This is a genomic window from Oceaniglobus indicus, assembly GCF_002751875.1.
In the GTDB taxonomy this organism is placed as follows: domain Bacteria; phylum Pseudomonadota; class Alphaproteobacteria; order Rhodobacterales; family Rhodobacteraceae; genus Oceaniglobus; species Oceaniglobus indicus.
In genome coordinates, this window is the sequence record NZ_NMZM01000009.1 from 121,861 (window position 1) to 147,565 (window position 25,705).

Sequence of the window (25,705 nt, forward strand, 5' to 3'; positions counted from 1 at the left end):
CTTTTTCGTGTCAACCGCGCCGGCGGCGGCGGCGTCCGCCATCCGCGCCGCTGCCGTTGGTGTTGAAGCTGACGTCGGGCAGATCCACGATGCCGTTGAGGTGCGGAAAGGGATCGGTGGCGTGGGGCAGGGCGTTGGCGTTGACGAAATGCTCCTGAAACCGGGGGGCAATGGCGGTCTCCACCTTGGTGATCCGGTGCACGGTTGCTTCGATGTCGCGCCGCGCCGCACGGTTCAGCAGGGCGATCCGGGCCCCGGTTCCCGCGGCGTTGCCCGCGCTGCGCACGTGATCCAAGGGGGCATCGGGGATCATGCCCAGAACCATGGCGTGTTTCGCCGAGATATGCGCCCCGAACGCCCCGGCCAGAACGACGCGATCGACGGTGTCGGTGCCGAACTCGTCCATCAGCAGGCGCGCACCGGCGTAAAGCGCTGACTTGGCCAGCTGGATCGCCCGGATGTCGCCCTGCGTCACGGTGATCCGGGGGCCGTCGGTCGCGCTGGCGTCGTGGATCAGATACGAATGGGTGCGGCCCTCGGGGATCAGCCGGTCGGTTCCGGTTTGTGCCGCCGAGCCGATCAGGCCGTTGGGGTCGACAAGACCGGCCATCCGCATCTCGGCCACCGCCTCGATGATGCCGGATCCGCAGATGCCGGTGATCCCGGTGGATTTCGTCGCCTCGTCAAAACCGGCTTCGTCGGACCACAACGCGCACCCGATGACGCGGAAGCGGGGTTCCCTGGTGATCGGGTCGATCCGGATCTTTTCGATCGCGCCCGGCGCGGCGCGCTGGCCTGACGAGATCTGCGCGCCTTCGAAGGCGGGGCCGGTGGGCGATGAACAGGCCAGCACGCGGGTCGTGTCACCCAGCAGGATCTCGGCGTTGGTGCCGACGTCCACGATCAGGGTCAGGTCGGTCTGGCGGCCCGGTTCTTCGGACAGGGCGACAGCGGCGCAATCGGCGCCGACGTGGCCCGCGATACAGGGCAGCAGATAGAGCTTGGCCGCCGGGTTCAGCCCCGACAGGTCAAGATCGCGCGCGTCCAGATCCATGGCGTCCGACGTCGCCAGCGCGAAGGGCGCCTGGCCCAGTTCGACCGGATCCAGCCCCAGCAGCAGATGGTGCATCACCGGGTTGCAGACGATCACCGCCTCGATGATGGCTTCGGCCGCGACGCCGGATTGTGCGGCGATTTCAAGTGCCAGATCGTTCATCGCCTCGCGCACGACACGCGTCATCTCGGCCTCGCCACCGGGGTTCATCATGACATAGCTGACCCGGCTCATCAGGTCTTCGCCGAAACGGATCTGCGGGTTCATGACGCCGGCCGATGCCTTCACCTCGCCGGTGGACAGGTCGCACAGGTGCGCCGCGATGGTGGTCGATCCGAGGTCGATGGCAAGGCCGTACAGGCCCCCCTCGTAAAGGCCGGGCCAGAGATCGACGATCGTGGGGGCGCGGTCGGTGTGGGGTTGGTTCAACGCCACCGTCACCTGCCACTTTCCCGCGCGCAGGACCGGTTGCAGCTTGCGCAGGACCGAAAGCGGGGCAGAAACCGGACCGATGTTCCATTGCTCTTTCAAGGCCAGCGACACCCGTTCCAGATCACCCGAGGGTTCGTGCATGTCGGGTTCCGCCACCTCGATGAAATAGAGGCGGGTGGCCGGGTCCAGTTCGATGTCGCGCAGGGTTGCTTCCTTGCGCACCACCTGGGCGTGCACCTGGCTTTCGCGCGGCACGTCGATCACCACGTCGCCCTGCACCTTGGCCTGGCATCCCAGACGGCGACCCTCCTTCAGGCCGCGTTTGGATTTATACCGCTCTTCGACCGCGTTCCAGTCGGACAGGGCGTCTTGCTGAACGGTGACGCCGTGTTTCGAAAAGCTGCCATAACCCGGCGACACCTGGCATTTCGAGCAGATGCCGCGCCCGCCGCAGACGGAATCCAGATCAACGCCCAGTTGGCGCGCGGCGGTCAGGATGGGCGTGCCGGCCGGAAAGCGGCCGCGTTTGCCCGAGGGGGTGAAGATGACGAGAGGATCGGTCATGGCGCGCTCCGGAGGGCGAAAAACTTCAGGTGGTTCGGTCGTGGCGCGGGGTGCTGCGCGGGGGAAGGGCGCGCGCGTGGCGCGGCGCGGCGCCGGCCCGCGTGCGCGATCAGGCGCGCCGGCGGCGGCGTCCGCCCCGGCCGGCGCCCGAATCCTGTGACGCCTGCGATGCCTGGGCGAAGGTCGCGCCACCCTCGACCGCGTCCATGATGCGCGAGAACGCGATCCACTGTGACCCGTTGGCGTCGTGGTTCATCAGGAAGTTGGCGGCGCGGATCGCCTCCATCTCGGCGACGCGCATCGGGTTCATGATGGCCGAGGTCATGCCGGCGGTGATCGCCATGGGCAGGAACGCGGCGTTGATGCCGTGGCGGTGGGGCAGGCCGAAGCTGATGTTCGACGCGCCGCAGGTGGTGTTGACGCCCAGTTCATCGCGCAGGCGACGGATCAGCGCAAAGACCTGCTGGCCGGCGGTGGCCATGGCGCCGATCGGCATGACCAGCGGATCGACGACGATGTCATGGGCCGGGATGCCGTGATCGGCCGCGCGTTCGACGATCTTCTTGGCCACGGCGAAGCGGACTTCGGGATCTTCGGAAATGCCGGTGTCATCATTGCTGATCGCCACCACCGGCACGTTGTATTTCTTGACCAGCGGCAGGACCAGTTCCAGCCGTTCCTCTTCGCCGGTGACCGAGTTCAGAAGCGGCCGGCCCTCGGCGGCCTCGAGACCGTTCTGCAACGCGCCGGGGACCGAGGAATCGATGCACAGCGGCACGTCGGTGATGGCCTGGATCCGGGTGATCAGATCGCGCATCAGCGGGGGTTCGACAAAGTTGTTGTCGGCGTAACGCGGGTCTTCGGCCATCTTGTTGGTGAACACCGCGCCCGAGTTGACGTCCAGCACCATCGCCCCGCAGGCCACCTGTTCCAGCGCGTCGCGTTCGATGGTCGAGAAATCACCCAGCTCGAGTTCGGCCGACAGCTTCTTGCGCCCGGTGGGGTTGATGCGTTCGCCGATCACGCAGAACGGTTCGTCAAAGCCGATGACGACGGTTTTCGTTTTGGATTCGATTACGGTGCGGGTCATGGATGGTGTCCTTCCAGGCGTCTGAGGTGATCCCAGAGCGCGGTGTCGTTGAAATCGTCGATGCAGGCGGCGGCGCCGGCGTCGGCCAGGGTCGCGCCGGGCAGGCTGGATCGGATGCCATAGGTGAACAGGCCCGCGCCAACGGCGGCGCGGATGCCCGAAGGTGAATCCTCGAACGCCAGTGATTTGGCGGGATCTGCACCCAGTTGCGCCAGAGCGGCAAGATAGGGCGCCGGATCGGGTTTTCCGGCCGAGCATTCGCCACCGATGATGACGGTGGAAAAGCGGTCGCCCAGGCCGATCGCGCCCAGCATGGCGTCGGCGTTGGCGCGCGGCGCGTTGGTGACGACGGCCACCGGCCAACCGCGGGCCGCCGCGTGATCCAGCAGGGCGACGGCACCGGGGGTCGCGGGCACGCTGGCGCCCAGCCGGTCGCGAAACATCGCTTCCTTCTGATCGGACAGGGCCTGTGCATCTTCGTCGGGCAACAGATCGCCGAAGATGGCCGAGTTGTGCCGCCCGTGCAGGTGCGACAGGTAATAGGCCTCGTCGATGATCCGGCCATGGTCGGCCAGCAGTTCGGCAAAGACCTGCGCGTGCAGCGGATCGGAATGAATGAGCGTTCCGTCGAGATCGAAAAGAAGGGCTGGCACGTCGTTCAGCCCGCCGGTTTGACGGCATCGCCGCCCTGTTGCAGCGCCCATTCCGCGCTGGCCTTGATCCCGCCCAGGGGGAAGATGTGCACCTGCCGGATATTGGAGGCGGGATGGGCCGCCTTGTGCGCCGCCAGTTCGGCGACCACGTCGGTCGGCTCATAGGGCAGCAGCAGCCGGGTCACATCCATCGCGCGCTTTTGTAACACGCGCAGCGACGGGCCGACACCGCAGGCGATGGCAAAGCGGATCAGCGTTTGCAGCTTTGCGGGACCGGCGATGCCGATGTGGATCGGCAGGTCGATGCCGTTCGCCTTCAGGGCGTCGGCCCAGGCGATCACCGGCGCGGCCTCGAAACAGAACTGGGTGGCAAGGGCCATCTGCGCATCCGTCCGGCTGGAAAAGTCCTGTTTCCACTTCAGGGCGGCGGCAACGTTGGTGTCCGATCCGTCAGGGTCGATGTCGCGGTTGCCTTCGGGGTGGCCCGCGACGTGCAGTCGGGTGAACCCGGCGGCGTCGAACAGCCCGGTTTCCAGCAGTTGCATCGAAGATTGGAACGTCCCCCGCGGTTCGGCCACGCCACCGGCCAGCAACAGCGCCTGGCTGACGCCCGCCTCGCCCTGGTAACGCGCGATCCAGTCGGCCAGCGTGGCCTTGTCGGCGATGCTCCGGGCGGGAAAATGCGGCATGACGTCGAATCCGTCACGCGCCAGCCGCGCGGCGGTCGCCACCATGTCGTCGATCGGCGTGCCGTCGATGTGGGCGATGTAGACGCGGGTGCCCAAGGGCAGCAGGGCGCGGAAATCCCCGACCTTCTCGGCGGTTCTGGGCATGACCTCGATCGAATAGCCGTCAAGAAAGGCCGCGACGGCGGCATTCGACGGGGCGCGCGTGTCGGTGCGGCGGAAGTTCAGCAAGGCCATGGTTCTCTCCCAGATGCGGACGGGGATCATGCCCACCCGTCGTTGCCGATCAGGGTCTTGATCCTGTCCCGGTCGTACTCTGCCTCGATCCGGGCCGCTTCGGCTTTTGCGACCTCTTCATCGTCTCCTTCGACAGTATAGGGGTCGGCGCGGCGCCATTCGGCAAGGTAATCGTCGGTGCCGGCGGCGCGCGATTTCATCGCCGCGCGGTCTATGGCCTGTTCGAACCGTTCGGCCAGCTGCACCTTGGCGGCCCGGCGGCCCTTGCCGGCGATGACCTGCGCGGGAATGTCGCGCCAATAGACGATGGTGACCTGTGTCATGACCGACCTCCTGATGTTGCACCCAGCGGCGCCGACGGGCGGCAGGGGCACGCCTGTTGCGCCCTTGGTATCGGGGGCAGGCCGCGCGCGCCACCCATCGCCATGTGAAAAGGATTCACCATGATGATGAGGCGCGCGGCCCGCTGACCGCTTGCGCCGACCCACGTCGGCCATTACGCTGAACGCAACTGAATTGGAGGCGCGATCATGGCGCCCGAGCGTCCCACAGGTGCGGGCGCGTTCCCGAAACCGGTCGAGCCGTCCGGCACCGTAAAACCCGACTCCGGCGCACTGTATGCTGCGCTGGACCTTGGCACGAACTCGTGCCGGATGCTGATTGCCCAGCCACGGGGCAACCAGTTTCAGGTCGTGGACAGCTTTTCCAAGTCGGTGCAACTGGGTCTGGGGCTGGAGGCGTCGGGCCGATTGTCGCGCGCATCGATGAACCGGACGGTCCAGGCCCTGCGGATCTGTGCCGGCAAGCTGAAGAAGAACAACGTGCGCCGGATGCGCCTTGTTGCGACCGAAGCGTGCCGGCGGGCCACCAACGGGCGCGAGTTCATGTCGCTGGTGCGCCGGGAAACCGGTCTGAAGCTGGAAATCATCCAGCCCGAGGAAGAGGCCCGGCTGGCCGTCATCTCGTGTGCGCCGCTGGTGGGCAACCGGACCGAACAACTGCTGGTCGTCGATATCGGCGGCGGATCGACCGAACTGGTCTGGATCGATCTGACCCGCGTCCCGCGCGAGGAGCGCCCCAAGGCGATCATGCGGCTGCATTCGGGGTTCGCGCCCGACAAGGCATCGGTGTTTGCGGCGGCGCGGGTCGTCGACTGGATCTCCGTGCCCCTGGGCGTGGCCACCCTGCGCGATCAGTTCAACGATGTCAAAAGCGATGCCGCGCGCTTTGCCCTGATGTCGTGGTTCTTCGAGGAAAACCTGTCCGAGTTCACCCCGGCATCGGCCACGCAGGACAAGGAGGGGTTCCAGATCATCGGCACCTCCGGCACCGTTACCACGGTGGCGGCGTCGCACCTGGGGCTGAAGCGGTATGACCGCAACCGGGTTGACGGGCTGCGCATGACGTCGGACCAGATCGACAAGGTGATCCGCGAATACCTGACCCTTGGCCCGGAAGGGCGGCGGGTGGATCCGCGCATCGGGCGCGACCGCCAGGCGTTGATCATGTCGGGGGCCGCAATCCTTCAGGCGTTGCTGCGGATCTGGCCGACCGACCGGCTTTCGGTGGCCGATCGGGGGCTGCGCGAGGGGCTGCTGTATTCGCAGATGTCGGCCGATGGCGTGCTGCGCGACGGGACACGCTGATCGCTGCGATGGGGTGCCGATGACCCCGTCCGCGGCACGCGGCGGGGTCGGCGTTGATTCAGCTTTCGGGGCCGGGCACGGTGGCGATCAGGCGCCCGCTGCCTTGCCTTTCTGGCCTACCGTCAGGACGGCACAGGGAGCCAGCGCGGCCAGCTTCTGCGAGACGCTGCCCAGCATCAGGCCTTTCAGGCGTCCCATGCCCCGGCGTCCCGAAACGATCAGGTCGATGTCGTTTTCGCGCGCATGGTCCAGGATCGCATCGGCAGGATAGCCGCGCAGGATTTCCGCCGACGCCGGTTCGACCCCGGCTTCGACAGCCAGCGCGCGCGCCTTCTCGATCACCGGCTTGGCGCGTTCCATCAGATGCTCTTCGGTTTCGGGAATCGTCGCATAGGCCGCGCCGACGACAAGCGTTTCGGCGTGCGGTTCGGGCACATGGACGACATGAAGCGCGGCGCCGTATTTCAGCGTGACGTCACAGGCCGTGCGCAGCGCCGTCTGCGATTGGTCGGACCCGTCGAATGCCACCAGAATTGTCGTGAACATCTGTCTCTCCCGTTGCTGTGTCAGGTGTCATAATGCACCCGTCCGCGACCGATCGCGTTGATTTGGATCAACCGTTGCCGCGCCGTGATACCTCAGCAGTTGGGCACGTTCACGGCAAGCCCGCCCAGCGATGTTTCCTTGTATTTCTCGCTCATGTCGGCGCCGGTCTGGCGCATGGTTTCGATCGCCGCATCCAGCGGAACCATGTGCGCACCGTCACCGCGCAGCGCAAGCGAGGCCGCCGACACCGCCTTGATCGTGCCAAGGCCGTTTCGTTCGATGCAGGGCACCTGGACCAGCCCGCGCACCGGATCACAGGTCATGCCAAGGTGATGTTCCAGCGCGATTTCCGCGGCGTTTTCAACCTGTTCGGGCGTGCCGCCCAGAGCGGCGGCCAGTCCCGCGGCGGCCATGGCGGCGGCGCTGCCCACCTCGGCCTGACAGCCGCATTCGGCGCCCGAGATCGAGGCGTTGTGCTTGATCAGCCCGCCGATGGCGGCGGCGGTCAGCAGGAAGTCGGGGATCTTCTTCGCCGTCGCGCCCGGCACGTGGTCGAGGTAATAGCGGATCGTCGCCGGGATCACCCCTGCCGCGCCGTTGGTGGGGGCGGTGACGACCTGGCCGCCGGCGGCGTTCTCCTCGTTCACGGCCATGGCATAGGCGCCCATCCAGTCGTTGATGGTGTGCGGTGCGGGTTGGTTGCGGCCCCGTTCGGCCAGCAGGGCGTGATGGATCGCGGGGGCGCGGCGGCGCACGTTCAGACCGCCGGGCAGGGTGCCGTCGGTCGCCAGCCCGCGGTCGATGCAATCGTTCATCACGTCCCAGATCCGCGCGATGCCGCGATCCAGGCTTGCCGCGTCACGGCGGCTGAGTTCGTTGGCGCGTTTCAGCCCGGCGATGGTCTTGCCGGTGCGCGCGCACATCGCCAGCATCTCGGCCGCGGTCTTGAACGCATGGGGCACCGGCGGGCCGTCGTCGGTGTCGCGCCCCTCGGCCAGTTCGCCTTCGCTCAGCACGAAACCGCCACCGACGGAATAATACGTCTCCTGCGCGATCACGTCGCCCTGGCCGTCCACGGCGCGCAGGATCAGACCGTTGGCGTGGCCGGGCAGGGGCGGGCCATAGTCGAACACCAGATCGGTGTCGGGGTCGAAGGCCAGCGGCTGCAACCCTTCGGGCGCCACGCGGCGGGTATCGCGGATGTCTTGCAGCGCGACCTCGGCCGCCGCGGCGTCATAGGTTTCGGGGGCGAAGCCCGCCAAGCCCAGGATCACCGCGCGGTCGGTGGCATGGCCCTGTCCGGTGAAGGCCAGCGATCCGTGCAGCGACGCGCGAACGCCATGGGCCGTGAAGGGGCGCGCACGCAACAGATCAAGGAACCGCGCTGCTGCCACCATCGGCCCCATGGTGTGCGAGGACGACGGGCCGATGCCGATCTTGAACATCTCGAAGACGGAAAGAAACATGGGCCTGCCTGTGCTGGATCCTCGGGGCTGGCGCGACCATAGCACCGGCGCCGCGAAACCCAACAGGTCCGATGGGACGCGGCGGAGGGCGGATGTAATTCCCGCTCGCCCCGCGGGGGCGTTGCGTCTATAGGGTTGCCCCAAGTCGCCTGCCCGATGACACCATCTCAGCCCAAGGAACCGCGCCATGTCGTCACGCCTGTCCCCCATCGATACCGCCAAGTTCGTCGCGGCCAAGCGGGCCTGCGATTTTGTCGAGGACGGAATGCGCGTCGGGCTGGGAACCGGATCGACCGCCGCGTGGCTGGTGCGCTGCCTTGGCGAGATGGTGAACGAGGACGGGTTGCGCATCACCGGCGTGCCCACATCGTCGCGCACCGCCGATCTGGCGCGCAAGGTCGGCATCAAGGTGGTCAGCCTGGACGAGGCGAAATGGCTGGACGTGACGATCGACGGTGCCGACGAATTCGACGGCGAGTTGAACCTGATCAAGGGCGGTGGCGGCGCGCTGTTGCAGGAGAAAATCGTCGCGACCGCATCCGACCGCATGGTGGTGATCGCGGACCGCACGAAACAGGTCGAAACCCTGGGCGCGTTTCCGTTGCCGATCGAGGTCGTGCCGTTCGGTTGGCAGACCACCAAGGCCCTGGTCGAGGAAACCCTGTCGTCGCTGGATGTGATGGGCGATTCGGGCATCCTGCGGATGATCGGGGATACGCCCTTCGTGACCGACGAGGGCAATTACATCATCGATCTGCACCTGCACCGCATCGACAACGCCCGCCAGCTTGCGCTGATCCTGAACCAGATCCCCGGGATCGTCGAAAACGGGCTGTTCATCGACATCTGTGACGTGGTGGTGATGGGCCACGGCGATGGCCGGGTCGAGGTGCGGGACATCAACACCGGGGTCCGCACCGAGGACCGCATCGAATTCATCGACAATGACAACCTGTTTACGGATCTGACCGACTGACGGTGCGCCCCCCGCTCTGGCATTCCCGTGCTGCCTGTGGGATACCGGCGCGGCGCATTGAAAAGGACTGGCAGAGATGGATTTCGACTTCGACCTTTTTGTGATCGGCGGCGGCTCGGGCGGGGTGCGCGCAGCGCGTATCGCGGCATCCGAAGGTGGCGCCAAGGTCGGTCTTGCCGAGGAAAGCCGCATGGGCGGCACCTGCGTGATCCGGGGCTGCGTGCCGAAAAAGCTGATGGTCTATGCCAGCGGGTTCTCGGGCATGGTCGAAGACGCCAAGGCTTATGGTTGGGACATCGACAAGGGCAATTTCGATTGGGGCCGTTTCCGCCCGCGTCTGCACAGCGAACTGGACCGGCTGGAAGGCATCTATCGGCGCAACCTGGAAAACGCCGGGGTCGAGATCTTCGATTGCCGCGCGACCCTGGCCGATGCCCATACGGTGAAGCTGGACGGTGACCGGACCGTGACGGCGAAACACATCGTCATCGCCACCGGCGGGCGGCCGTCGGTGCCTGAACTGCCGGGGGCCGAACTGGCCTGCGTGTCCGACGACATGTTCCTGATGGAGGAGATGCCGAAGTCGATCCTGATCGTCGGCGCCGGTTACATCGGCTGCGAATTTGCCTGCATGATGAATGGCTTGGGGGTCGAGACGCATCTGACCTATCGCGGGGCCCAGATCCTGCGCGGCTTTGACGAGGAGGTGCGCGGCCTGATCTCGGAATCGATGATCGACAGTGGGATCGACATCCACCTCGGCTGTTCCGTGATGGAGTTGCAGCAGACCGACGACGGCATCCTGGCCAAGCTGACCAACGGCAAGGACCGGGTGTTCGACCGCGTCCTCTATGCCACCGGGCGCGTGCCGAACTCCGCCGGCCTTGGCCTTGAGGAGCTTGGCGTGGGGATCGGCCACCGGGGCCAGATCGAGGTTGACGAATGGTGCCAGACCGCGGTGCCGTCGATCTATGCCATCGGCGACGTGATCGACCGGATCGCGCTGACCCCCGTGGCGATCCGCGAAGGCCACGCGCTGGCCGATACGCTGTTCGGCGACAAGAAGCACAAGATGGAATATGACAACGTCGCCTCGGCCGTCTTCACCCAGCCCGAAATGGGATCGGTGGGCATGACCGAGGAGGAGGCGCGGCGCGATCATTCGATCCTGATCTATGCCACCGCGTTCCGCCCGATGAAGGGCGCGTTCATCGAACGGACCGAACGGGTGCTGTTCAAGCTGGTCGTCGATGCCGACACGCGCAAGATCTTGGGGTGCCATATCGTCGCGGAGGGCGCCGCCGAAATGATCCAGATGGTCGCCATCGCAATGAAGATGGGCGTGACCAAAGAGGATTTCGACCGCACCTGCGCCGTTCATCCGACGATGGCCGAGGAAATCGTGACGATGCGTGAACCGGTGCGGCGTTCTTGAAATATTCGCGGATGAGCACATCTGCAGTGGAACCCGTGACACTCACCGAAAATGACACTGACCAACAAAAGGGATGCGACCTAGATGGCCAGCAATAATGGCGGACCCTGGGGCAACGGCCCCCGGGGAGGCGGCGACCGAGACGGCGGCGGCGATGATCGCAGGGGGCCGGGCGACCGGCGGCCCGAAGGTGGATCACAGATCCCCGAAATCGACGAGATCGTGAAGAAGGGCCAGGAACGTCTGCGCGTGCTCATGGGCGGACGCGGCGGCGGCAACCGCCCCAATGGCGGCGGCACGGGCGGTCCCAGCGGCCCGGCCTTCACCCGTGGCACCGTCGGGCTGGTGGCGCTGGGCGTTGTCGGTCTGTGGCTGTTCTCCAGCTTCTACACCGTGAAGCCGGAAGAACAGTCGGTCGAACTGTTCCTCGGCAAATACTCGTCCACCGGCGGGCCGGGCCTGAACTTTGCGCCCTGGCCATTCGTCACGGCCGAAGTGCTGCCCGTCACCCGCGAACAGACCGAAGCGATCGGCGTCGGTGGTGCTTCGGGGCGCAATGACGACGGCCTGATGCTGACCACCGACGAGAACATCGTCGATATCGATTTCGAAGTGGTCTGGAACATCAGCGATCCCGCCATGTTCCTGTTCAACCTGCGCGACGCGCGCCAGACGATCCGCGCCGTGTCGGAATCCGCCATGCGCGAGGTGATCGCGCGCTCGGAACTGGCGCCGATCCTGAACCGCGATCGTGCGGTCATTGCCGATACGGTGCAGGAACTGATCCAGAACACGCTGAACAGCTATGACGCCGGGGTGAACATCGTGCGTCTCAACCTCGACAAGGCCGACCCCCCGCGCGAGGTGATCGACGCCTTCCGCGAGGTGCAGGCCGCCGAACAGAAGCGCGACACCCTGCAACGTCAGGCCGACGCCTATGCCAACCAGGCCCTGGCCGGTGCGCGCGGTGAGGCGGCGCAGCTTCTGGAAGAGGCCGAAGGATACCGCGCCCAGGTCGTCAACGAGGCGTCGGGTGAAGCCAGCCGCTTCAGCGCGGTTCTGGGCGAATACGAAAAGGCCCCCGAAGTGACCCGCAAGCGGCTGTATCTCGAAACCATGGAAGAAGTGTTGGGCCGCGTCGACAAGATCATCCTGGACAACAATGTCGCGGGTGGCGACGGGCAGGGTGTTGTGCCCTATCTGCCGCTCAATGAACTGCGCCGCTCGACCACCGGAGGGTCCAACTGATGAAGAAATCCGCATTCATCCTGCCGGCCATCGTGGTCGTTGTCGTCGTGTTCATGTCGTCGATCTTCATCGTCGACGAACGCGAAAAGGCGCTGGTGCTTCAGTTCGGCCAGATCAAGGCCGTCAAGGAAGAGCCGGGGCTGGCGTTCAAGATCCCGCTGATCCAGGAGGTCGTGCGCTATGACGACCGGATCCTGTCGATCGACACCGACCCGATCGAAGTCACCCCCTCGGATGACCGGCGTCTGGTCGTCGATGCCTTCGCACGCTACCGCATCATCGACGTGGTGCAGTTCCGGCAGGCTGTCGGCATCGGCGGTGAACGGGCGGCCGAAAGCCGGCTGGAAGGTATCCTGAACCCGCAGATCCGCGCGGTTCTGGGTTCGGACGGCGTGACATCCAACACCATCCTGTCGGCCGACCGGGCGGCATTGATGGAACGGATCACGACGCAGTCCCGCGCCCGGGCCCTGCCGCTGGGCCTCGACGTGATCGACGTGCGCCTGAAGCAGACGGCGCTGCCGGAACAGAACCTGGAAGCCACCTTTGCGCGGATGCGGGCGGAACGCGAACGGGAAGCCGCCGACGAGATCGCCCGCGGTGAAGAAGCGGCACAGCGCGTGCGTGCCCAGGCCGACCGGACCGTGGTCGAACTGGTGTCCGAAGCGACCCGCGACGCCGAGGTCACCCGAGGCGAAGCCGACGCCGAGCGCAGTGCCATCTTTGCCGGCGCTTTCGGCGAAAACAGGGAGTTCTTCGAGTTCTATCGCTCGCTGACGGCCTATCAACGCTCGTTGAACGCCGATAACTCGACCATGGTGATGTCGCCGGACACCGAGTTCTTCGACTATCTCAAGTCCGATCAGCCCCGCGGCAGCGACCGCGATCAGGCGTCGGTCGCCCAAGACAGCGCACCCGCGGCCTTGGTTGAAGATACGGCACCCGACAGCGCGGGCACCACCCCCGCCACGCCGGAAGACAACGCGCCCGACGCCACACCAGGCCCGGACGCGGACAATGCACCGGACACGGACCAATCGGGGACCGACACGATCAATCCCTGATACGCGTTTGCCGCGACCGTGAAACACCGGGACGCGCGATCATCGCCCGGACCATATTGCGCGCTGCCATCGGCAGCGCGCTTTTTCGTTTGCGTCCCGGCCTGGCTGCACGGCGCTTCCTCTCCGTGCTTGCACCGCTCGGGAAGCTCCCCATATTTCCCTTGCGACCTCAACCTGGGATTCGAAAGACCGACATGGGCTATGTGAAGACAGCGATGCTGATGGCGGCGATGACCGCGCTTTTCATGGGCGTGGGCTATCTGATCGGCGGGTCGGGGGGTGCGGTGATCGCGCTTGTCGTCGCGGCGGCGATGAACGCCTTTACCTGGTGGCGGTCGGACCGGATGGTTTTGCGCATGCACAACGCCCGGCCGGTGGCGCCCGGTGACCGGCTGGGCCTTCATGCGCTGACGGCCGACCTTGCGCGCAATGCGAACCTGCCGACACCGGCGGTCTATCTGATCGACACGCCCCAACCCAATGCCTTTGCCACCGGGCGCAATCCGGCGAACGCTGCCGTCGCGGTGACATCGGGCCTGCTGCAAAGTCTGTCGCGCGAGGAACTGGCCGGGGTGATCGCCCATGAATTGGCGCATATCCGCAACCACGACACCGCGATCATGACCGTCACCGCGACGTTCGCCGGTGCCATTTCGATGCTGGCCAACTTCGCGCTGTTCTTTGGCGGCTCGCGGGAACGCCTGGGGCTGATCGGCACGCTTTTGATGATGTTCCTTGCGCCGCTCGCGGCGGCACTGGTGCAGATGGCGATCAGCCGGACGCGGGAATATGCGGCGGACAAGGCCGGAGCCGAGATCTGCGGTCAGCCGCTCTGGCTGGCCTCGGCGCTGGAGAAGATCGCCATGGGCGCGGCCCGGATCGACAACCACGCGGCCGAGCGGCATCCGGCGACGGCACACATGTTCATCATCAACCCGCTGCACGCCCACAAGCACGACAGCCTGTTCGCGACCCACCCCGCGACCGAGAACCGCATCGCCGCACTTCGTGCGATGACGCCGCAACGCGGGCCCGATCAGACGTCGGCCAGCCGTGTGCCAAATACCAGGGGCCGCCGGCAGGCCGGGCCGTGGTCCTGAGCATCACGGGTGTCGGCGGGTCGATCCGCGGGTGCCCGGACTGACGGCACACCGCTGCCCCGGGCCGCGCAGGCGGCCTGGTGCCAAGGATGCGTCAGTCGCCTTCGGCGGCGCTGCGGTCGGCCTGGATCTGTCGCTGTCGATCCGGCCAGGTCGATTTGATATAGGCAAGGATATCGCGGATCTGCCCGTCGGACAGTTGATCACCGAAGCCGGGCATGCCGCTTTCAAAGTCGATGCCCCGTGCTGCAAGCGTCGCCGCGCCGCCCAGTTTGGTATAGCTGAAAAGAACGCTGTCGGAATGATGCCACGTGTGGCCCGTTTCGTCATGGGGCGGCGCGGGCAGGAGGCCGTCCGCGCCGGGTGAGCGCCAATCCGGCTGCCCTTCGAGGTTCGCACCATGGCACGCGGCGCAGAAGTTCTGGTACAGGTCTGCGCCCTGCGCCAGATCCCGGTTGCCGGACGCCAAGGGCGCGCGATTGTCCCGCGCCATCAGCATCAGGGCCACGCCCGCACCGGACGCCAGAAGGGCGCCCGCGATCAGGTATCTGCGCATCACGTCACATGAAGCCAGGTCATCATCCCCGACGCGGCATGGCTGAGCATATGACAGTGAAACAGCCATTTCCCCGGATTGTCCGCGACGAAGGCGATGGTGCGGGTTTCGCCACCGGCCATCAGCAGGGTGTCGCGGAACGGCCCCAGGGTGGCCGCGCCCGTGACCTCGCGGAAATGCATCCCGTGCAGGTGCATCGCATGGGGAAATGCCGTGTCGTTGCGGATCTCAAGCTTGATCGTCTCGCCCTGGGGGACGCTTGCAAGTGGTGTCTCGGTCATCCCGATGGTGCCGTTGAAGGCCCAGAACTGGTTGGCGGCGACCAGTTGGCGAAAGCTCTTGCGTTCGCCGTTCAGGATCGCCGCGTCCAGCGTGCCCATGGCGCCGCCCTGCATCTCGAGGCGAGTGGTGACGGCAGTTTCCAGGCCGGACACCGCCATGCGCGGGTTGGGGGGCAGGGGGCGGGGCGGGCCACGACGCGCCGCCGCCGCGCGACCCGATACCGGGAACGCCACCTGCGGCACGCCCTGCTGACGGTCGATCCGCGCCAGATGGGCGGTTTCGGACGGCCCGGCGGTGATATCGACGATCAGATCGGCGCGCTGGCCCGGTCCCAGCACCAGCAGATCGTTTATCGGTTCGGGGGCGGGCAGGGGCATGCCATCAAGCGCCACGGTCCAGCCCTCCATCCCGGCAAGCGCCAGCACGAAGATCCGGGCGTTGGCCGCATTGATCAGGCGCAGGCGCAGGCGTTCGTGCTGTGAGACATCCAGCGAAAGGTCGTGCCGGCCATTGGTGGCGATGAAGTTGCCGTTCCGGCCCGCATGGCTGCGATCGTGGCGCGACAGGAAGTCGGGGTCGATCTGTGCCGTTTCGGGATCGAGAAGCCAATCGTCCAGGATCAGCACCTCGTCGCGGTCGACATCCGCCGCTTCGGGCTCTTCGACGATCAGCGCGCCATAGAGGCCGCGCGCGACCTGTTCGCTGGACCGGTTGTGCGCATGATACCAATAGGTGCCCGCGTCGGGCGCGATGAAATCATACGCAAACTGCTGTCCCGGTGCGACGGCTGCCTGGGTCAGGCCGGGCACACCGTCCATCGCGTTGTCGATGCGCAGGCCGTGCCAATGGACCGAACTGGCCTGGGGCAGGTCGTTCACGAACGATCTTCGAAGGCGGGCGCCCTGGGCGATCCGCAGTTGCGGCCCCGGCATCGCCCCGTCATAGCCCCAGATCGCGGTTTCGGGAAAACCCGACGGGGCAAGCTGGACGCTGGCCGGTCGCGCGGTCAGGGTCGGCGCTTTGGTCCCGGCACGGGCCGGCGCGGACAGATGGCCCGCCGTCGCGACGGCCAGACAACCGCCCAGGAATGTTCGACGCTCAAGCATGGTGTTCCTTACAGTCACGGGCCCGGGGATCGGGCCGGGTCGGGTCGCTCAGAAGATGCCGTTTTCTTGCTGGAGTTCACGCACGTAGCGCGCGATCAGCTTCACGTCCGCGTCGGTCAATCCGTCGACGGCGGGCATGTTGCCGAAGGTCCAGTGATGGGCGCGCACGCCATTTCGCGCGGCAAGGACGAATGCCATGTCGGAATGGTGGCTCGGCTCATAGATCTTGTGCACCAGCGGCGGGGCGACGCCATTCTGGCCTGCGGCATTGACGCCGTGACAGGCGGCGCATTTGGCGGTGAACGCCCGCTTGCCGATCTGGGCATCCGGCGACAATTCACCCGGAAGCGCCACCGTCACAAGCGGCGCGCCGTCGGCGATCGCGCCGGTATCGGGCGGCACCATCGAATGGCCCGGGCCTTGGAGGGCTGGCCCGGTCGCCGTCCAATAGATGGCGGCGCCCGTGACAAGAAGAAGGGCGGCAATCGCCACGAGTGTTCTGTTCATGCGTTTGTGTCCCCTGCATGGTATGGCAGCCTGGTCTCGCCATCGGAAAAGACCCGGGCGATCCTATCCGCGTCGTCGTTGCCGGGCTGGTCAGACCACCTTCCCGCACCGGAAGGTCAAGCAGTCCCGCGCTGACATCAGCGTGAGCTTTGTGTCATTCCGTGACAGGGCGGATCGTCGCCGTGGTGCCTTGACCGAACCCGCTGTCAGGTTGAGGGTGGCGAACCAGGCCGACGCGGGCTGATCCGCTGGTCGCATCCTTCGCGCTGGCATCCGCAGGTGGGGGAGGGCTTCAGTGAACGCCGCCGGATTGCGCCCGCCGGTGGCCAGAGCGTCAGGCCGGGGGCCGGGAGGCAGAACGATGTTGCGTGACGATGCTGAAAAGACCAAGGCGTGCCGCGAATCCGGCCGGTCCGGTCGCGTCATCGACCGGATCGCAGGTGTTGCAGCCGGTCCCCTGGGGGGCAGATGACCCGATTCCTCAGCTGGCGAACCCTGGCGCTGATCGGGGGCGCGCTTTTGGTCTTCGCCATAGTCGCGTTGGGGTGGGGGCCGCTGACCGATGCTGTCGAGAACGTCGATGGTGAACGGATCGCCGCGTGGGTCGACGGCGCGGGGGCATGGGGGCCGGTGCTTGTCGTGGCGCTGATGACGGTCGCGATCGTCGCGTCGCCAATCCCGAGCGCGCCGATCGCGCTGGCCGCCGGTGCCGCCTATGGGCATACGATGGGGACGCTCTATATCGTTGCCGGGGCCGAACTGGGCGCGCTTGTCGCCTTCGGGCTGGCCCGGTTCCTCGGGCGCGATGCCCTTGTCCGATGGCTTGGCGACAAGGTCGATCCCGGCTGGCTCGGCTCGCAGAACGCGCTGACCTTCACCGTTTTCGCCAGCCGCCTGATGCCATTCATCTCGTTCGATATCGTCAGTTATGCCGCGGGACTGAGCTGTCTTCACTTCTGGCGCTTTGCGCTGGCCACGCTTGCGGGGATCATTCCCGCCAGCTTTGTCCTTGCCCATTTCGGCAACGAAGCCGTCAGCGGCAAGCCGTCCAGCGTGATGTGGATCGCGATCGGGTTGGGCGCCCTGACGTTGGCGCCGCTTCTGGGGGTGGCATTCAGGGATTGGCGAAAGCGCCGCGGTCCTTGACCTTCCCGCCGGTGGAAGGTGCAGGGTAAGATAACCCTGCCAGGAAAGGTCACGAAAATGAGCGACCGCCATGCTGCCCCATCCGATATCGACACCATCGTTCACGTCTGCCCGATGCACCCCGAGGTGCGGCAGAACGGGCCCGGCGACTGCCCGAAATGCGGCATGCACCTTGTGCCCGAGGCCGAGCTTGACGCGCAGGGCGCCCACACCCACGCACCGCACGACAACGACGCGCACGATCAGGGAGAATACGACACCGTTCCCGCCGATCACGACGGCGCCGTCTATACCTGTCCGATGCATCCCCAGGTCCGCCAGGTTGCGCCCGGTTCCTGTCCGCTCTGCGGCATGGGGCTTGAGCTTGAATCGGCGGCGATGGCGGTAGATGGGCCAAATCCCGAACTGGTCGATTTCACCCGGCGCTTCTGGGTTGGCGCAATCCTGGCCCTGCCGCTTCTGGTTCTGTCCATGGGCCCGTTCGTGGGTTTCCCCGAGGTGCGCGAGGTCTTCGGCGAACGCGCATCGCTCTGGATCGAACTGGTGCTGGGCACGCCGGTGGTCCTGTGGAGCGGCTGGCCATTCCTCGTGCGCGGCTGGACTTCGTTCCGCACCATGAACCTCAACATGTTCTCGCTGATCGCCATGGGCGTCATGGCGGCCTGGCTGTTCAGCGTGGTGGCAGTTCTGGTGCCCGATATCTTCCCCGACGGGTTCCGCGACGCCGAAGGTCATGTCGGCGTCTATTTCGAGGCCGCGGCGGTCATCGTGGTGCTGGTGCTGCTGGGCCAGGTCATGGAATTGCGCGCCCGCGAAGGGACCGGCAAGGCGATCCGCGCACTTCTGGACATGGCGGCCAAGACCGCGCGGGTGATCCGGCCCGATGGCACAGAAGAGGCGATCCCGCTTGAGGATGTGCAGGTCGGCGACCACCTGCGCGTGCGCCCCGGCGACAAGGTGCCGGTGGATGGCGTCGTGGTCAGCGGCCAGTCCTTCGTCGACGAAAGCATGATTTCGGGCGAACCCGTCCCGGTCGAGAAGACCGAAGGCGATCCCGTCACCGGTGCCACGATCAACGGCAACGGCAGCCTGGTGATGGAGGCGACGCGCGTCGGCGCCGACACCATGCTGTCCCGCATCGTCGAGATGGTGGCGAACGCCCAACGCTCGCGCGCGCCGATCCAGAAATACGCCGACAAGGTGGCGGGCATCTTCGTCCCCGCCGTGATCGGCATCGCCGTTCTGTCGTTCATCGCCTGGGCGAGTTGGGGTCCGGCGCCGTCGCTGTCCTATGCGCTGGTCTCTGCCGTGGCGGTGCTGATCATCGCCTGTCCCTGCGCGCTTGGCCTTGCCACGCCGATGTCGATCATGACGGCGACGGGGCGCGGCGCACAGGCGGGCGTGCTGATCAAGAACGCCGAGGCGCTGGAGCGGTTCGAAAAGGTCGACACCCTGATCGTCGACAAGACCGGCACCCTGACCGAAGGCGCGCCCAGGCTTGTGGCCGTTCTGCCCGAGGCCGGCCATGACGAAACCGAAGTGCTGCGCCTTGCCGCCTCGCTTGAGCGCGGATCCGAACATCCGCTGGCCGAAGCCATCGTTCGCGGCGCCGAGGGCCGGGGCGTGACGATGAGCGACGCCGAGGATTTCGAGGCGGTCACCGGCAAGGGCGTCAAGGGCGTCGTCGATGGCCGGACCGTTGCCCTTGGCAACCTGGCGATGCTCACCGACCTGGGGCTTGACCCCGGCGACCTGACGGCCACGGCCAACGCGCGCCGGGACGAGGGCGAGACGGTCATGTTCGTCGTGCTGGACAATGAGATCGTCGGCCTGGTCAGCGTCACCGACCCGGTGAAGGAAACCACCCCGGCCGCGATCGCGGCACTGCACGATCTCGGCTTCCGGGTCATCATGGCGACCGGCGACAACGCGCGCACCGCCAAGGCCATCGGCGCCCGGCTGGGCATCGACGAGATCAAGGCCGATGTGCTGCCCGAGGACAAGGCGCGCATCATCAGGGACTTGCAGCAGGAAGGGCGCAGCGTTGCCATGGCGGGCGACGGTGTGAACGATGCACCGGCCCTTGCGCAGGCGGATGTCGGCATCGCCATGGGCACCGGGGCGGATGTGGCGATCGAAAGCGCCAGCATCACCCTGGTGAAGGGCGATCTCGACGGGATCGTGCGGGCGCGCCGCCTTGCCCGCGCCACCATGCGCAACATCCGCCAGAACCTGTTCTTTGCCCTGATCTATAACGCCTTGGGCGTGCCGATCGCGGCGGGCGTTCTGTTTCCCTTTTTCGGCATCCTCATCAGCCCGATGTTCGCGGCCTTCGCGATGAGTGCGTCTTCGGTTTCGGTGGTGGCCAACGCGCTGCGGTTGAGGGCGACGAAGATCTGAAGGGACGCATGGGTGGCGGTCGCCAACCCATCTTCCGGTGGTGGTCAGCGTGCCTGCCACCGGATCAGCAGGGCCGCGCAGGCGGTCAGGGCCAGCGTTGCAAGGACGAAGCCCGCGATTGCGAACAGCACCGCGCCCGACCGCCCCCCAAACCTGTGCGCCAGGGCGCCGAGCCTTTCCGACGTCCGGATGGCCGTGACATAGAGCGGCAGGGCGCTGGCCAGCGTGGCATAGAGATAGGCGCCCGAGATGTTCTCGAACAGGACCGAGCGCACCAGCGTCGGCGCCACCACCCGAAGGGCGGTCGCGCGGCTGCCGCCGAAAGATCCGAACAGATCGGCCGACAGGACATAGATCGCTCCGTGCAGCGCGATGAACCCGAACACGCGGACCGGCAGATCGACCAGAAGAACCAGCCGGATCCCATAGTTCCGCCCGGGACTGGCCACGATCAATGCGAACAGGAAGAAGCTGACATAGTTCACCACGAACACGACCGGCAGGCCATTGATCGCGACCTGTCTTGCAAACCGGACCAGTGGCGCGCCGCCGCCCACCAACATGCCGCCAAACCCTGGGGTCGTCACGACGAAGATCACGACGGCCGGCACCAGCCCGAGCAGGCTGAACAACAGGGTATTGCGTGCAAACACCAGCGCCGGCATGTCGATGGAGAAATATCTTTGCATGGGAGGCAGTCTTTCACGGATTGCACGGAAAGTAATTTGCAACCTTGCGGGGCCTTTCGCCCTTTGGCCGGGCAGGCGTAGCCGAATTGAAACCCCTTGGCTCTAGGCGTGTCGGGGGTTTGGAAACCGGACGCGCACCGTCAGGCCGGGCGCGTTGTCGTCCAGGGTCAGGGTCGCACGATGCAGGTTCGCGATGGCGGAAACAAGGCTGAGGCCCAGACCGTTGCCTTCGGTGGTGCGGCTTTGTTCAAGACGGTAAAGACGGCGCAGCACCTTGTCGCGTTCCTCGGGCGGGATGCCCGGGCCGCGATCCGAAACCGTTAGCGTGACATCGCCCGGCGCCGCGGTGATCACGATGGTGACGGGGCCACCCCCCGGCACATGGGTCAGGGCGTTCTGGATCAGGTTGGTGATCAGTTGCGACAGAAGCTGGCGGTCGCCCATGATCGTCGCGCTGCGATCCGTCGGCGCCGCGATGGTCAGATCGAAACCCTGCTCCTCCGCGTCCAGCCCCAGAAGGTCGACGACATCGCGTGCCACGTCTGCCAGGTCGGTGGGGCGGAACCGGTCACGCACCGCGCCGCCTTCGATCTGGGCCAGTTGCAACAGCGCCTGGAACGTCCGCACGATGCGGTCGGTTTCGTCCAGCGCGCGGTCCAGCAGGGGTTCTTGCCCGTCACTCAGCACCGTTCGGGTGCGCATCCGGTCAAGCACCACCGCCACCCGCTGGATCGGTGTCTTCAGGTCGTGCGCGATGTCGGCGGAGATCTGGCGCATGGACGAAATCAGCGCCTCTTGCGCGCTTGCCATCTGGTTGACGCTGTGACCGATGCCCGACAGATCGTCGGCGCGCCCTTCGATGCCGCCCACCCGGGCCGACAGCGTGCCGCCCGTCAATTCGCGCAGCGTTGTTTCGATGTCGTCGATCCGGCGCCGCGCGGTGTGGGCGATCCAAGCGCCGGCCGCTCCGGCGATCAGCAGCGCCGGCAACACCCCCATGAGCAGGACCGAAACAAAGATTTCACCCATTTCGATGACCTGTTCGCGGCTTTGTGCCACGACCAGCCAGCCGCGCCCGACCTGTTCGCCCAGTGCCAGGTAACTGTCGGCAAGATCGTCGTCATCGTCAGCCGCGACAGCGTCCTTCGCGACGATGGTCGGGCCGCGGACGGGGGGGAAATCATCGACGTTCGATATCGGATCGCCATGCCCGGGCAGAAAGTGCAGGATGCGCACTTCGGGGTCGGTGTTCGATACCGCGGCGGCCAGCCGGTCCATCAGGGCATCGCTGTCGCGGATCGCGCGATAGTCATCGAGCGTCTGTTCCAGGTCGGCTTCGATCGCGGCGTCGATATGCGCGCGCGTCACCCCATAGGCCACGCCAAGGCAGCCGATGGCCGCAACCGCAAAAATCGCCAGAAGGATCAGCGTCAGGCGCAGAGGGGTCGAGCGGATGCTGCGCCCTCGCGTCATTCGACGATCCTGTATCCCGATCCGCGCACCGTTTCGATCAGCTCGGTGTCGAAGGGCTTGTCGATCTTGCCGCGCAGACGGCTGATATGGGTGTCGACGACATTGGTCTGCGGGTCATAATGGATGTCCCATACCGCCTCCATCAACATGGTGCGGGTCTGCACACGACCCTTGCGGCGCATCAGGTGTTCCAGCAGGGCAAATTCGCGCGGCAGCAGGTCGATCGGCCGGCCGGCGCGCGTGACCTTGCGCTGCAACAGGTCCATCCGAAGATCGCCGGCCGTCAGGACCGTCGGTTGGTCCTGAAACGGGGGACGGCGGGCGATGGCGGCGATCCGGGCGCTCAGCTCGCCGAAGGCGAAGGGTTTGACCAGATAATCATCGCCCCCGGCCAACAGACCTTCGATCCGGTCGTCGACGCCGCCAAGCGCGGTCAGAAACAACACCGGCGTCGCGTTTTTCGTCGCGCGCAGGGTCTTGACCAGGCTCATGCCGTCCAGACCCGGCAGCATCCGGTCGATCACCATGACATCATAGGTGCCGACGGCCGCCTGCACCAGGCCGTCGGCGCCGTCAGCGATAAGATCGACGCAATGCCCTTCCTCGCGCAGACCCTCGGCGATATAGGCCCCGGTGGAGGCGTCGTCTTCGATGACCAGGATCTTCATGGCGTCCCCCGAGGCTTGACCGGCGGGCAGGGCGCCGCCGGTCCTGTCTTCGTATAACGCGACGATCAGTTCTTGTCGTCGTCGTCGATGATCGCGGTAACCGTGCCGTCGGCGGGGTTCACCGCGACCTCTTTCGTGGTGCCGTCCGTCATGGCGATCTCGACCTCATAGACGCCCGAGGCGGTATCGTCGGTGTCGAAATCGGCGCTCATCGCCTTGCCGCCGGTCTGGTTCTCGGCGGCGGTGATGGCATCCATGATGGATCCGGGGGCGGCCAGGAACGCTTGGGTTTCGGCCCGGTCATCGGCATCGGAGTTGCGATCGGCCAGGGCGGCGGTGGCTCCGGCGGCGCCCAGTGCAATCAGGGTGGCCGCACCGAGGGTTTTCAGCGACTTGATGGTCATGGTGGTCTCCTTGGGTTCGCGGCGACGCCAGTGTCGCCGTCTGGATCAAACCTAGGCACCGCCGCGCCGCGCGGCTTGTCGCAAACATTACAAATTTGCCATGCGGCGCAATCGAATTTCATGGTGTAAGGGCCGGGTCACCCAAGCGGCATGCATCGCGTCGGTGGTGCATCCGTGGCACAAGACATCAAGCGGGATCGTATCGTTCGCTCCCTCACTTCAAAAACGAGGTTCCTGCCGCAATGCCCCTTTCTCTCGACCAGATCCTGCCGTCACTTCAGTCGCTGGGGCTGTGGACCTATTGGATCATCGCGCTGTTCGCGCTGCTCGAGGCGGTCGTGCTGACCGGCATCGTCGTGCCCGGAACGCTGGTGGTGATCGCCGGCGGCATGCTGGCGCAGCGCGGCACGCTGGATTTCTTCGATCTGGCGTGGTTCGTGGCGGCCGGTGCGGTGATCGGTGGCGAGATCAGCTTTCGGTTGGGGCGGCTTGCGACCGGCGGGTTGGGCCACCGGCGCGCCCTTGCCGGATCGCACCATGCGGGGCGCGCCGCCGATCTTTTGCGCCGGCACGGGGCGTTTGCCATGGTGATCGGGCGTTTCCTGGGCCCGCTTGCGGCCTTTGTGCCGTTCTCCGCCGCGCTGGCGGGGATGACGCAGCGACGGTTTTCGGCTTGGAACGCGGTCAGCGCGGTGCCCTATGCCCTGATCCTGCCCGCGTTCGGCTATGCTTCGGGGCGGGCGCTGGGCACCCTGGGGGCGGCGGCGCCGAGGGCGCTGGCGGTGGCGGGGGCGGGCGTTGTCGTTCTGGCGTTCCTGTGGTTCGTGATGGCGCGGATCCGCCGCGCGCTGCCGCTGCTGGCCGAGATCGCGGGTGCCCTGCGCCAGAGCCTGTTGCGCAAACCGCCGGTGCGCGCGGTCCTTGCGCGGTTTCCGCGCCTGTCGGGCTTTGTCGCCGCGCGCTTCGGGACCGAACGGTTCCTGGGTCTGACGGCGACGATCCTCGTGGTACTGTTTCTCTATGTCGTCGGGGTCTGGACCGAGTCGGTGTTCGATTTCCTGGGCGACAGCGACGTGACGACATCGGACAACCGCCTGGCCAACATGCTGTTCGCTATGCGCGATCCCCATCTTGTCGCCGTTCTGGGCTGGATCACGGATGCGGGTGGGCGGCACGGTGTGCTGCCGATGCTGGCCGGCACGGGTGCTGCGCTGCTGATCCTGCGCCGGTTCGATCTGTTCATCGGCGTCGCGATCGCGGCCATCGGCAACCAGTTGACCGTGACCCTGCTCAAGAGCTTTTTCGACCGCCCGCGATCCGCGCTGGGGTATTTCGTCGAAACCTCGGGCAGTTTTCCCAGCGGCCACGCGGCGGGATCGGTCGCGGTCTGGGCGATGCTGTTCTATGTCGGCTGGCGGATGCGGCTGTTTTCGGCAGGGGTGGCGGCCATCGCGGCGGTGACGGTCGCGTTCCTGATCGGGTTCAGCCGGGTCTATCTGGTCGAACATTACCTGTCGGACGTGCTGAACGGCTATCTCGTCGGGGCGCTGTGGCTGATCCTTGGCGTGGCCTGGTGCGAGTGGCGTCGCGACCGGCCGCGCCCGCCCCCCGCGGGCCCACGCGCCTGGGCCGCGGCGGGCTGTCTTGCGGCGGCGCTGGCGCTCACGACCTATTTCGCCTTCACCACCGCCAACCCCCTGAATCCGCCCGTCGATCCGGCAACGCGGATCATCGCCCAGCCTGCCGGCCTGTTTGAGGCGCAACCGCTTGCCGACAGCACGGAAAGCCTGGTGGGGGTTGCGCGTCAGCGCGTGAACCTGATCGTCACGGCGCCGGATGGCAAGGCCCTGGCGACGGCCATGCAGAATGCCGGTTGGCTGGATGCGCCGCGTCCCGGCCTTGGGCGGTTGGCGGCAGCCGTTTTCGACGACGTCACCGGCCGGGCGCTGCCCGATCCGCTGGTCATTCCGACCTTCTGGGACGACCGGCCTAGCACCCTTGGCTTTGCCATGCCCGCGTCAGGCGGATCGGACGATCAGCGCCTGCACGCGCGGTTCTGGGACAGCCGGTTCAGGACCGCCCGGGGCGAGACGGTGTTCGTCGGCACGGTAACGCGCGAGGACCCCGTCGAATGGGCCATCGACGATGACGCGGCCGGCCTGCCAAATCCCGATGTTTCGAAGGTGCTGAGCCGCCTTGCCGCCGATCTGCGCGAAAGCGGGCTGAAGGTAACAACGCGCCCCTGACACCGGGCCAAACGCGGTATGACGGCGTCCG

The 25,705-nt window shown here is 66.4% G+C and carries 23 protein-coding genes; 9 read left to right on the forward strand and 14 right to left on the reverse strand.

Translation table 11 applies throughout. From position 1 onward, the window contains the following. Positions 1-10: 10 nt before the first annotated feature. The 5 genes from CFP68_RS14460 to CFP68_RS14480 form a co-directional block, all read right to left on the reverse strand. Entirely contained in the window at positions 11-2,050 is a 2,040-nt protein-coding gene (locus CFP68_RS14460) for an ASKHA domain-containing protein (RefSeq protein WP_099827646.1), read from the reverse strand. A 109-nt stretch (positions 2,051-2,159) separates the two neighbouring features. Then, complete coding sequence (locus tag CFP68_RS14465; RefSeq protein ID WP_099827647.1) at positions 2,160-3,140, reverse strand: methyltetrahydrofolate cobalamin methyltransferase; 981 nt, start codon at positions 3,138-3,140, stop codon at positions 2,160-2,162. Continuing rightward, the gene (locus CFP68_RS14470; protein WP_241524107.1) at positions 3,137-3,793 is read right to left on the reverse strand and encodes an HAD family hydrolase; all 657 of its coding nucleotides are present in this window, start codon (positions 3,791-3,793) and stop codon (positions 3,137-3,139) included. Before CFP68_RS14470 ends, CFP68_RS14465 begins: the two co-directional genes overlap by 4 nt. 5 nt (positions 3,794-3,798) lie before the next feature. Further along, on the reverse strand, positions 3,799-4,716 hold the full coding sequence (locus CFP68_RS14475; RefSeq protein WP_099827704.1) for a methylenetetrahydrofolate reductase: 918 nt from the start codon (positions 4,714-4,716) through the stop codon (positions 3,799-3,801). Between the two features lie 26 nt (positions 4,717-4,742). Next, positions 4,743-5,039 (reverse strand): virulence factor, encoded by a 297-nt coding sequence (locus CFP68_RS14480; RefSeq protein ID WP_099827649.1) that lies wholly within the window; start codon positions 5,037-5,039, stop codon positions 4,743-4,745. Between the two features lie 207 nt (positions 5,040-5,246). Here CFP68_RS14480 and CFP68_RS14485 point away from each other — a divergent pair, with 207 nt between their 5' ends. Next, positions 5,247-6,362, forward strand: coding sequence for a Ppx/GppA phosphatase family protein (locus tag CFP68_RS14485; protein ID WP_099827650.1), 1,116 nt, complete (start codon positions 5,247-5,249; stop codon positions 6,360-6,362). Between the two features lie 87 nt (positions 6,363-6,449). Here CFP68_RS14485 and CFP68_RS14490 read toward each other — a convergent pair whose 3' ends face one another. After that, positions 6,450-6,908, reverse strand: a complete 459-nt coding sequence (locus tag CFP68_RS14490; protein ID WP_099827651.1) for a universal stress protein — start codon at positions 6,906-6,908, stop codon at positions 6,450-6,452. A gap of 92 nt (positions 6,909-7,000) precedes the next feature. Then, positions 7,001-8,374: an L-serine ammonia-lyase gene (locus tag CFP68_RS14495; RefSeq protein ID WP_099827652.1), complete on the reverse strand. Its 1,374-nt coding sequence runs from the start codon at positions 8,372-8,374 to the stop codon at positions 7,001-7,003. Between the two features lie 187 nt (positions 8,375-8,561). Between CFP68_RS14495 and rpiA the strand changes: the two genes are divergently transcribed. The 5 genes from rpiA to htpX all read left to right on the forward strand — a co-directional run bounded on the left by rpiA (position 8,562) and on the right by htpX (position 14,197). Next, complete coding sequence (gene rpiA / locus CFP68_RS14500; RefSeq protein ID WP_099827653.1) at positions 8,562-9,350, forward strand: ribose-5-phosphate isomerase RpiA; 789 nt, start codon at positions 8,562-8,564, stop codon at positions 9,348-9,350. A gap of 76 nt (positions 9,351-9,426) precedes the next feature. Beyond that, a complete protein-coding gene (gene gor / locus CFP68_RS14505) occupies positions 9,427-10,785 on the forward strand; it encodes a glutathione-disulfide reductase (RefSeq protein ID WP_099827654.1) in 1,359 nt (452 codons plus the stop codon). A gap of 84 nt (positions 10,786-10,869) precedes the next feature. After that, positions 10,870-12,033 (forward strand): FtsH protease activity modulator HflK, encoded by a 1,164-nt coding sequence (hflK, locus tag CFP68_RS14510; RefSeq protein WP_099827655.1) that lies wholly within the window; start codon positions 10,870-10,872, stop codon positions 12,031-12,033. Further along, positions 12,033-13,097: a protease modulator HflC gene (hflC, locus tag CFP68_RS14515; RefSeq protein ID WP_099827656.1), complete on the forward strand. Its 1,065-nt coding sequence runs from the start codon at positions 12,033-12,035 to the stop codon at positions 13,095-13,097. Before hflK ends, hflC begins: the two co-directional genes overlap by 1 nt. Positions 13,098-13,291: 194 nt before the next feature. Further along, positions 13,292-14,197, forward strand: coding sequence for a zinc metalloprotease HtpX (htpX, locus tag CFP68_RS14520; protein ID WP_099827657.1), 906 nt, complete (start codon positions 13,292-13,294; stop codon positions 14,195-14,197). A 94-nt stretch (positions 14,198-14,291) separates the two neighbouring features. Here htpX and CFP68_RS14525 read toward each other — a convergent pair whose 3' ends face one another. Genes CFP68_RS14525 through CFP68_RS14535 form a run of 3 tightly spaced genes read right to left on the reverse strand, consistent with a single transcriptional unit; the run spans position 14,292 to position 16,648 of the window. Then, positions 14,292-14,696: a c-type cytochrome gene (locus CFP68_RS14525; RefSeq protein WP_241524110.1), complete on the reverse strand. Its 405-nt coding sequence runs from the start codon at positions 14,694-14,696 to the stop codon at positions 14,292-14,294. A 56-nt stretch (positions 14,697-14,752) separates the two neighbouring features. Next, positions 14,753-16,141 carry a multicopper oxidase family protein gene (locus CFP68_RS14530; protein ID WP_099827659.1) on the reverse strand — a complete coding sequence of 463 codons (1,389 nt, stop codon included), beginning with the start codon at positions 16,139-16,141 and terminating at the stop codon, positions 14,753-14,755. A 48-nt stretch (positions 16,142-16,189) separates the two neighbouring features. Continuing rightward, on the reverse strand, positions 16,190-16,648 hold the full coding sequence (locus CFP68_RS14535) for a c-type cytochrome (protein WP_099827660.1): 459 nt from the start codon (positions 16,646-16,648) through the stop codon (positions 16,190-16,192). A gap of 468 nt (positions 16,649-17,116) precedes the next feature. Between CFP68_RS14535 and CFP68_RS14540 the strand changes: the two genes are divergently transcribed. Together CFP68_RS14540 and CFP68_RS14545 are read left to right on the forward strand one after the other, a co-directional pair. Further along, complete coding sequence (locus CFP68_RS14540) at positions 17,117-17,794, forward strand: TVP38/TMEM64 family protein (protein ID WP_099827661.1); 678 nt, start codon at positions 17,117-17,119, stop codon at positions 17,792-17,794. Positions 17,795-17,851: 57 nt separating this feature from the next. Then, positions 17,852-20,194, forward strand: a complete 2,343-nt coding sequence (locus CFP68_RS14545; protein WP_193825231.1) for a copper-transporting P-type ATPase — start codon at positions 17,852-17,854, stop codon at positions 20,192-20,194. A 44-nt stretch (positions 20,195-20,238) separates the two neighbouring features. On the opposite strand, the gene CFP68_RS14550 is transcribed toward CFP68_RS14545, so the two are convergent. The 4 genes from CFP68_RS14550 to CFP68_RS17960 form a co-directional block, all read right to left on the reverse strand. Next, positions 20,239-20,883, reverse strand: a complete 645-nt coding sequence (locus CFP68_RS14550; RefSeq protein ID WP_099827662.1) for a hypothetical protein — start codon at positions 20,881-20,883, stop codon at positions 20,239-20,241. Between the two features lie 102 nt (positions 20,884-20,985). Beyond that, entirely contained in the window at positions 20,986-22,356 is a 1,371-nt protein-coding gene (locus tag CFP68_RS14555) for a sensor histidine kinase (protein ID WP_099827663.1), read from the reverse strand. Next, complete coding sequence (locus tag CFP68_RS14560) at positions 22,353-23,024, reverse strand: winged helix-turn-helix domain-containing protein (protein WP_099827664.1); 672 nt, start codon at positions 23,022-23,024, stop codon at positions 22,353-22,355. The genes CFP68_RS14555 and CFP68_RS14560 overlap by 4 nt, the downstream gene beginning before the upstream one ends. A 65-nt stretch (positions 23,025-23,089) precedes the next feature. Beyond that, positions 23,090-23,428: a PepSY domain-containing protein gene (locus CFP68_RS17960; RefSeq protein WP_145953459.1), complete on the reverse strand. Its 339-nt coding sequence runs from the start codon at positions 23,426-23,428 to the stop codon at positions 23,090-23,092. Positions 23,429-23,670: 242 nt separating this feature from the next. On the opposite strand from CFP68_RS17960, the gene CFP68_RS14575 reads away from it, so the two are divergent. Continuing rightward, positions 23,671-25,674 carry a bifunctional DedA family/phosphatase PAP2 family protein gene (locus CFP68_RS14575; protein ID WP_099827666.1) on the forward strand — a complete coding sequence of 668 codons (2,004 nt, stop codon included), beginning with the start codon at positions 23,671-23,673 and terminating at the stop codon, positions 25,672-25,674. Positions 25,675-25,705: the final 31 nt, after the last annotated feature.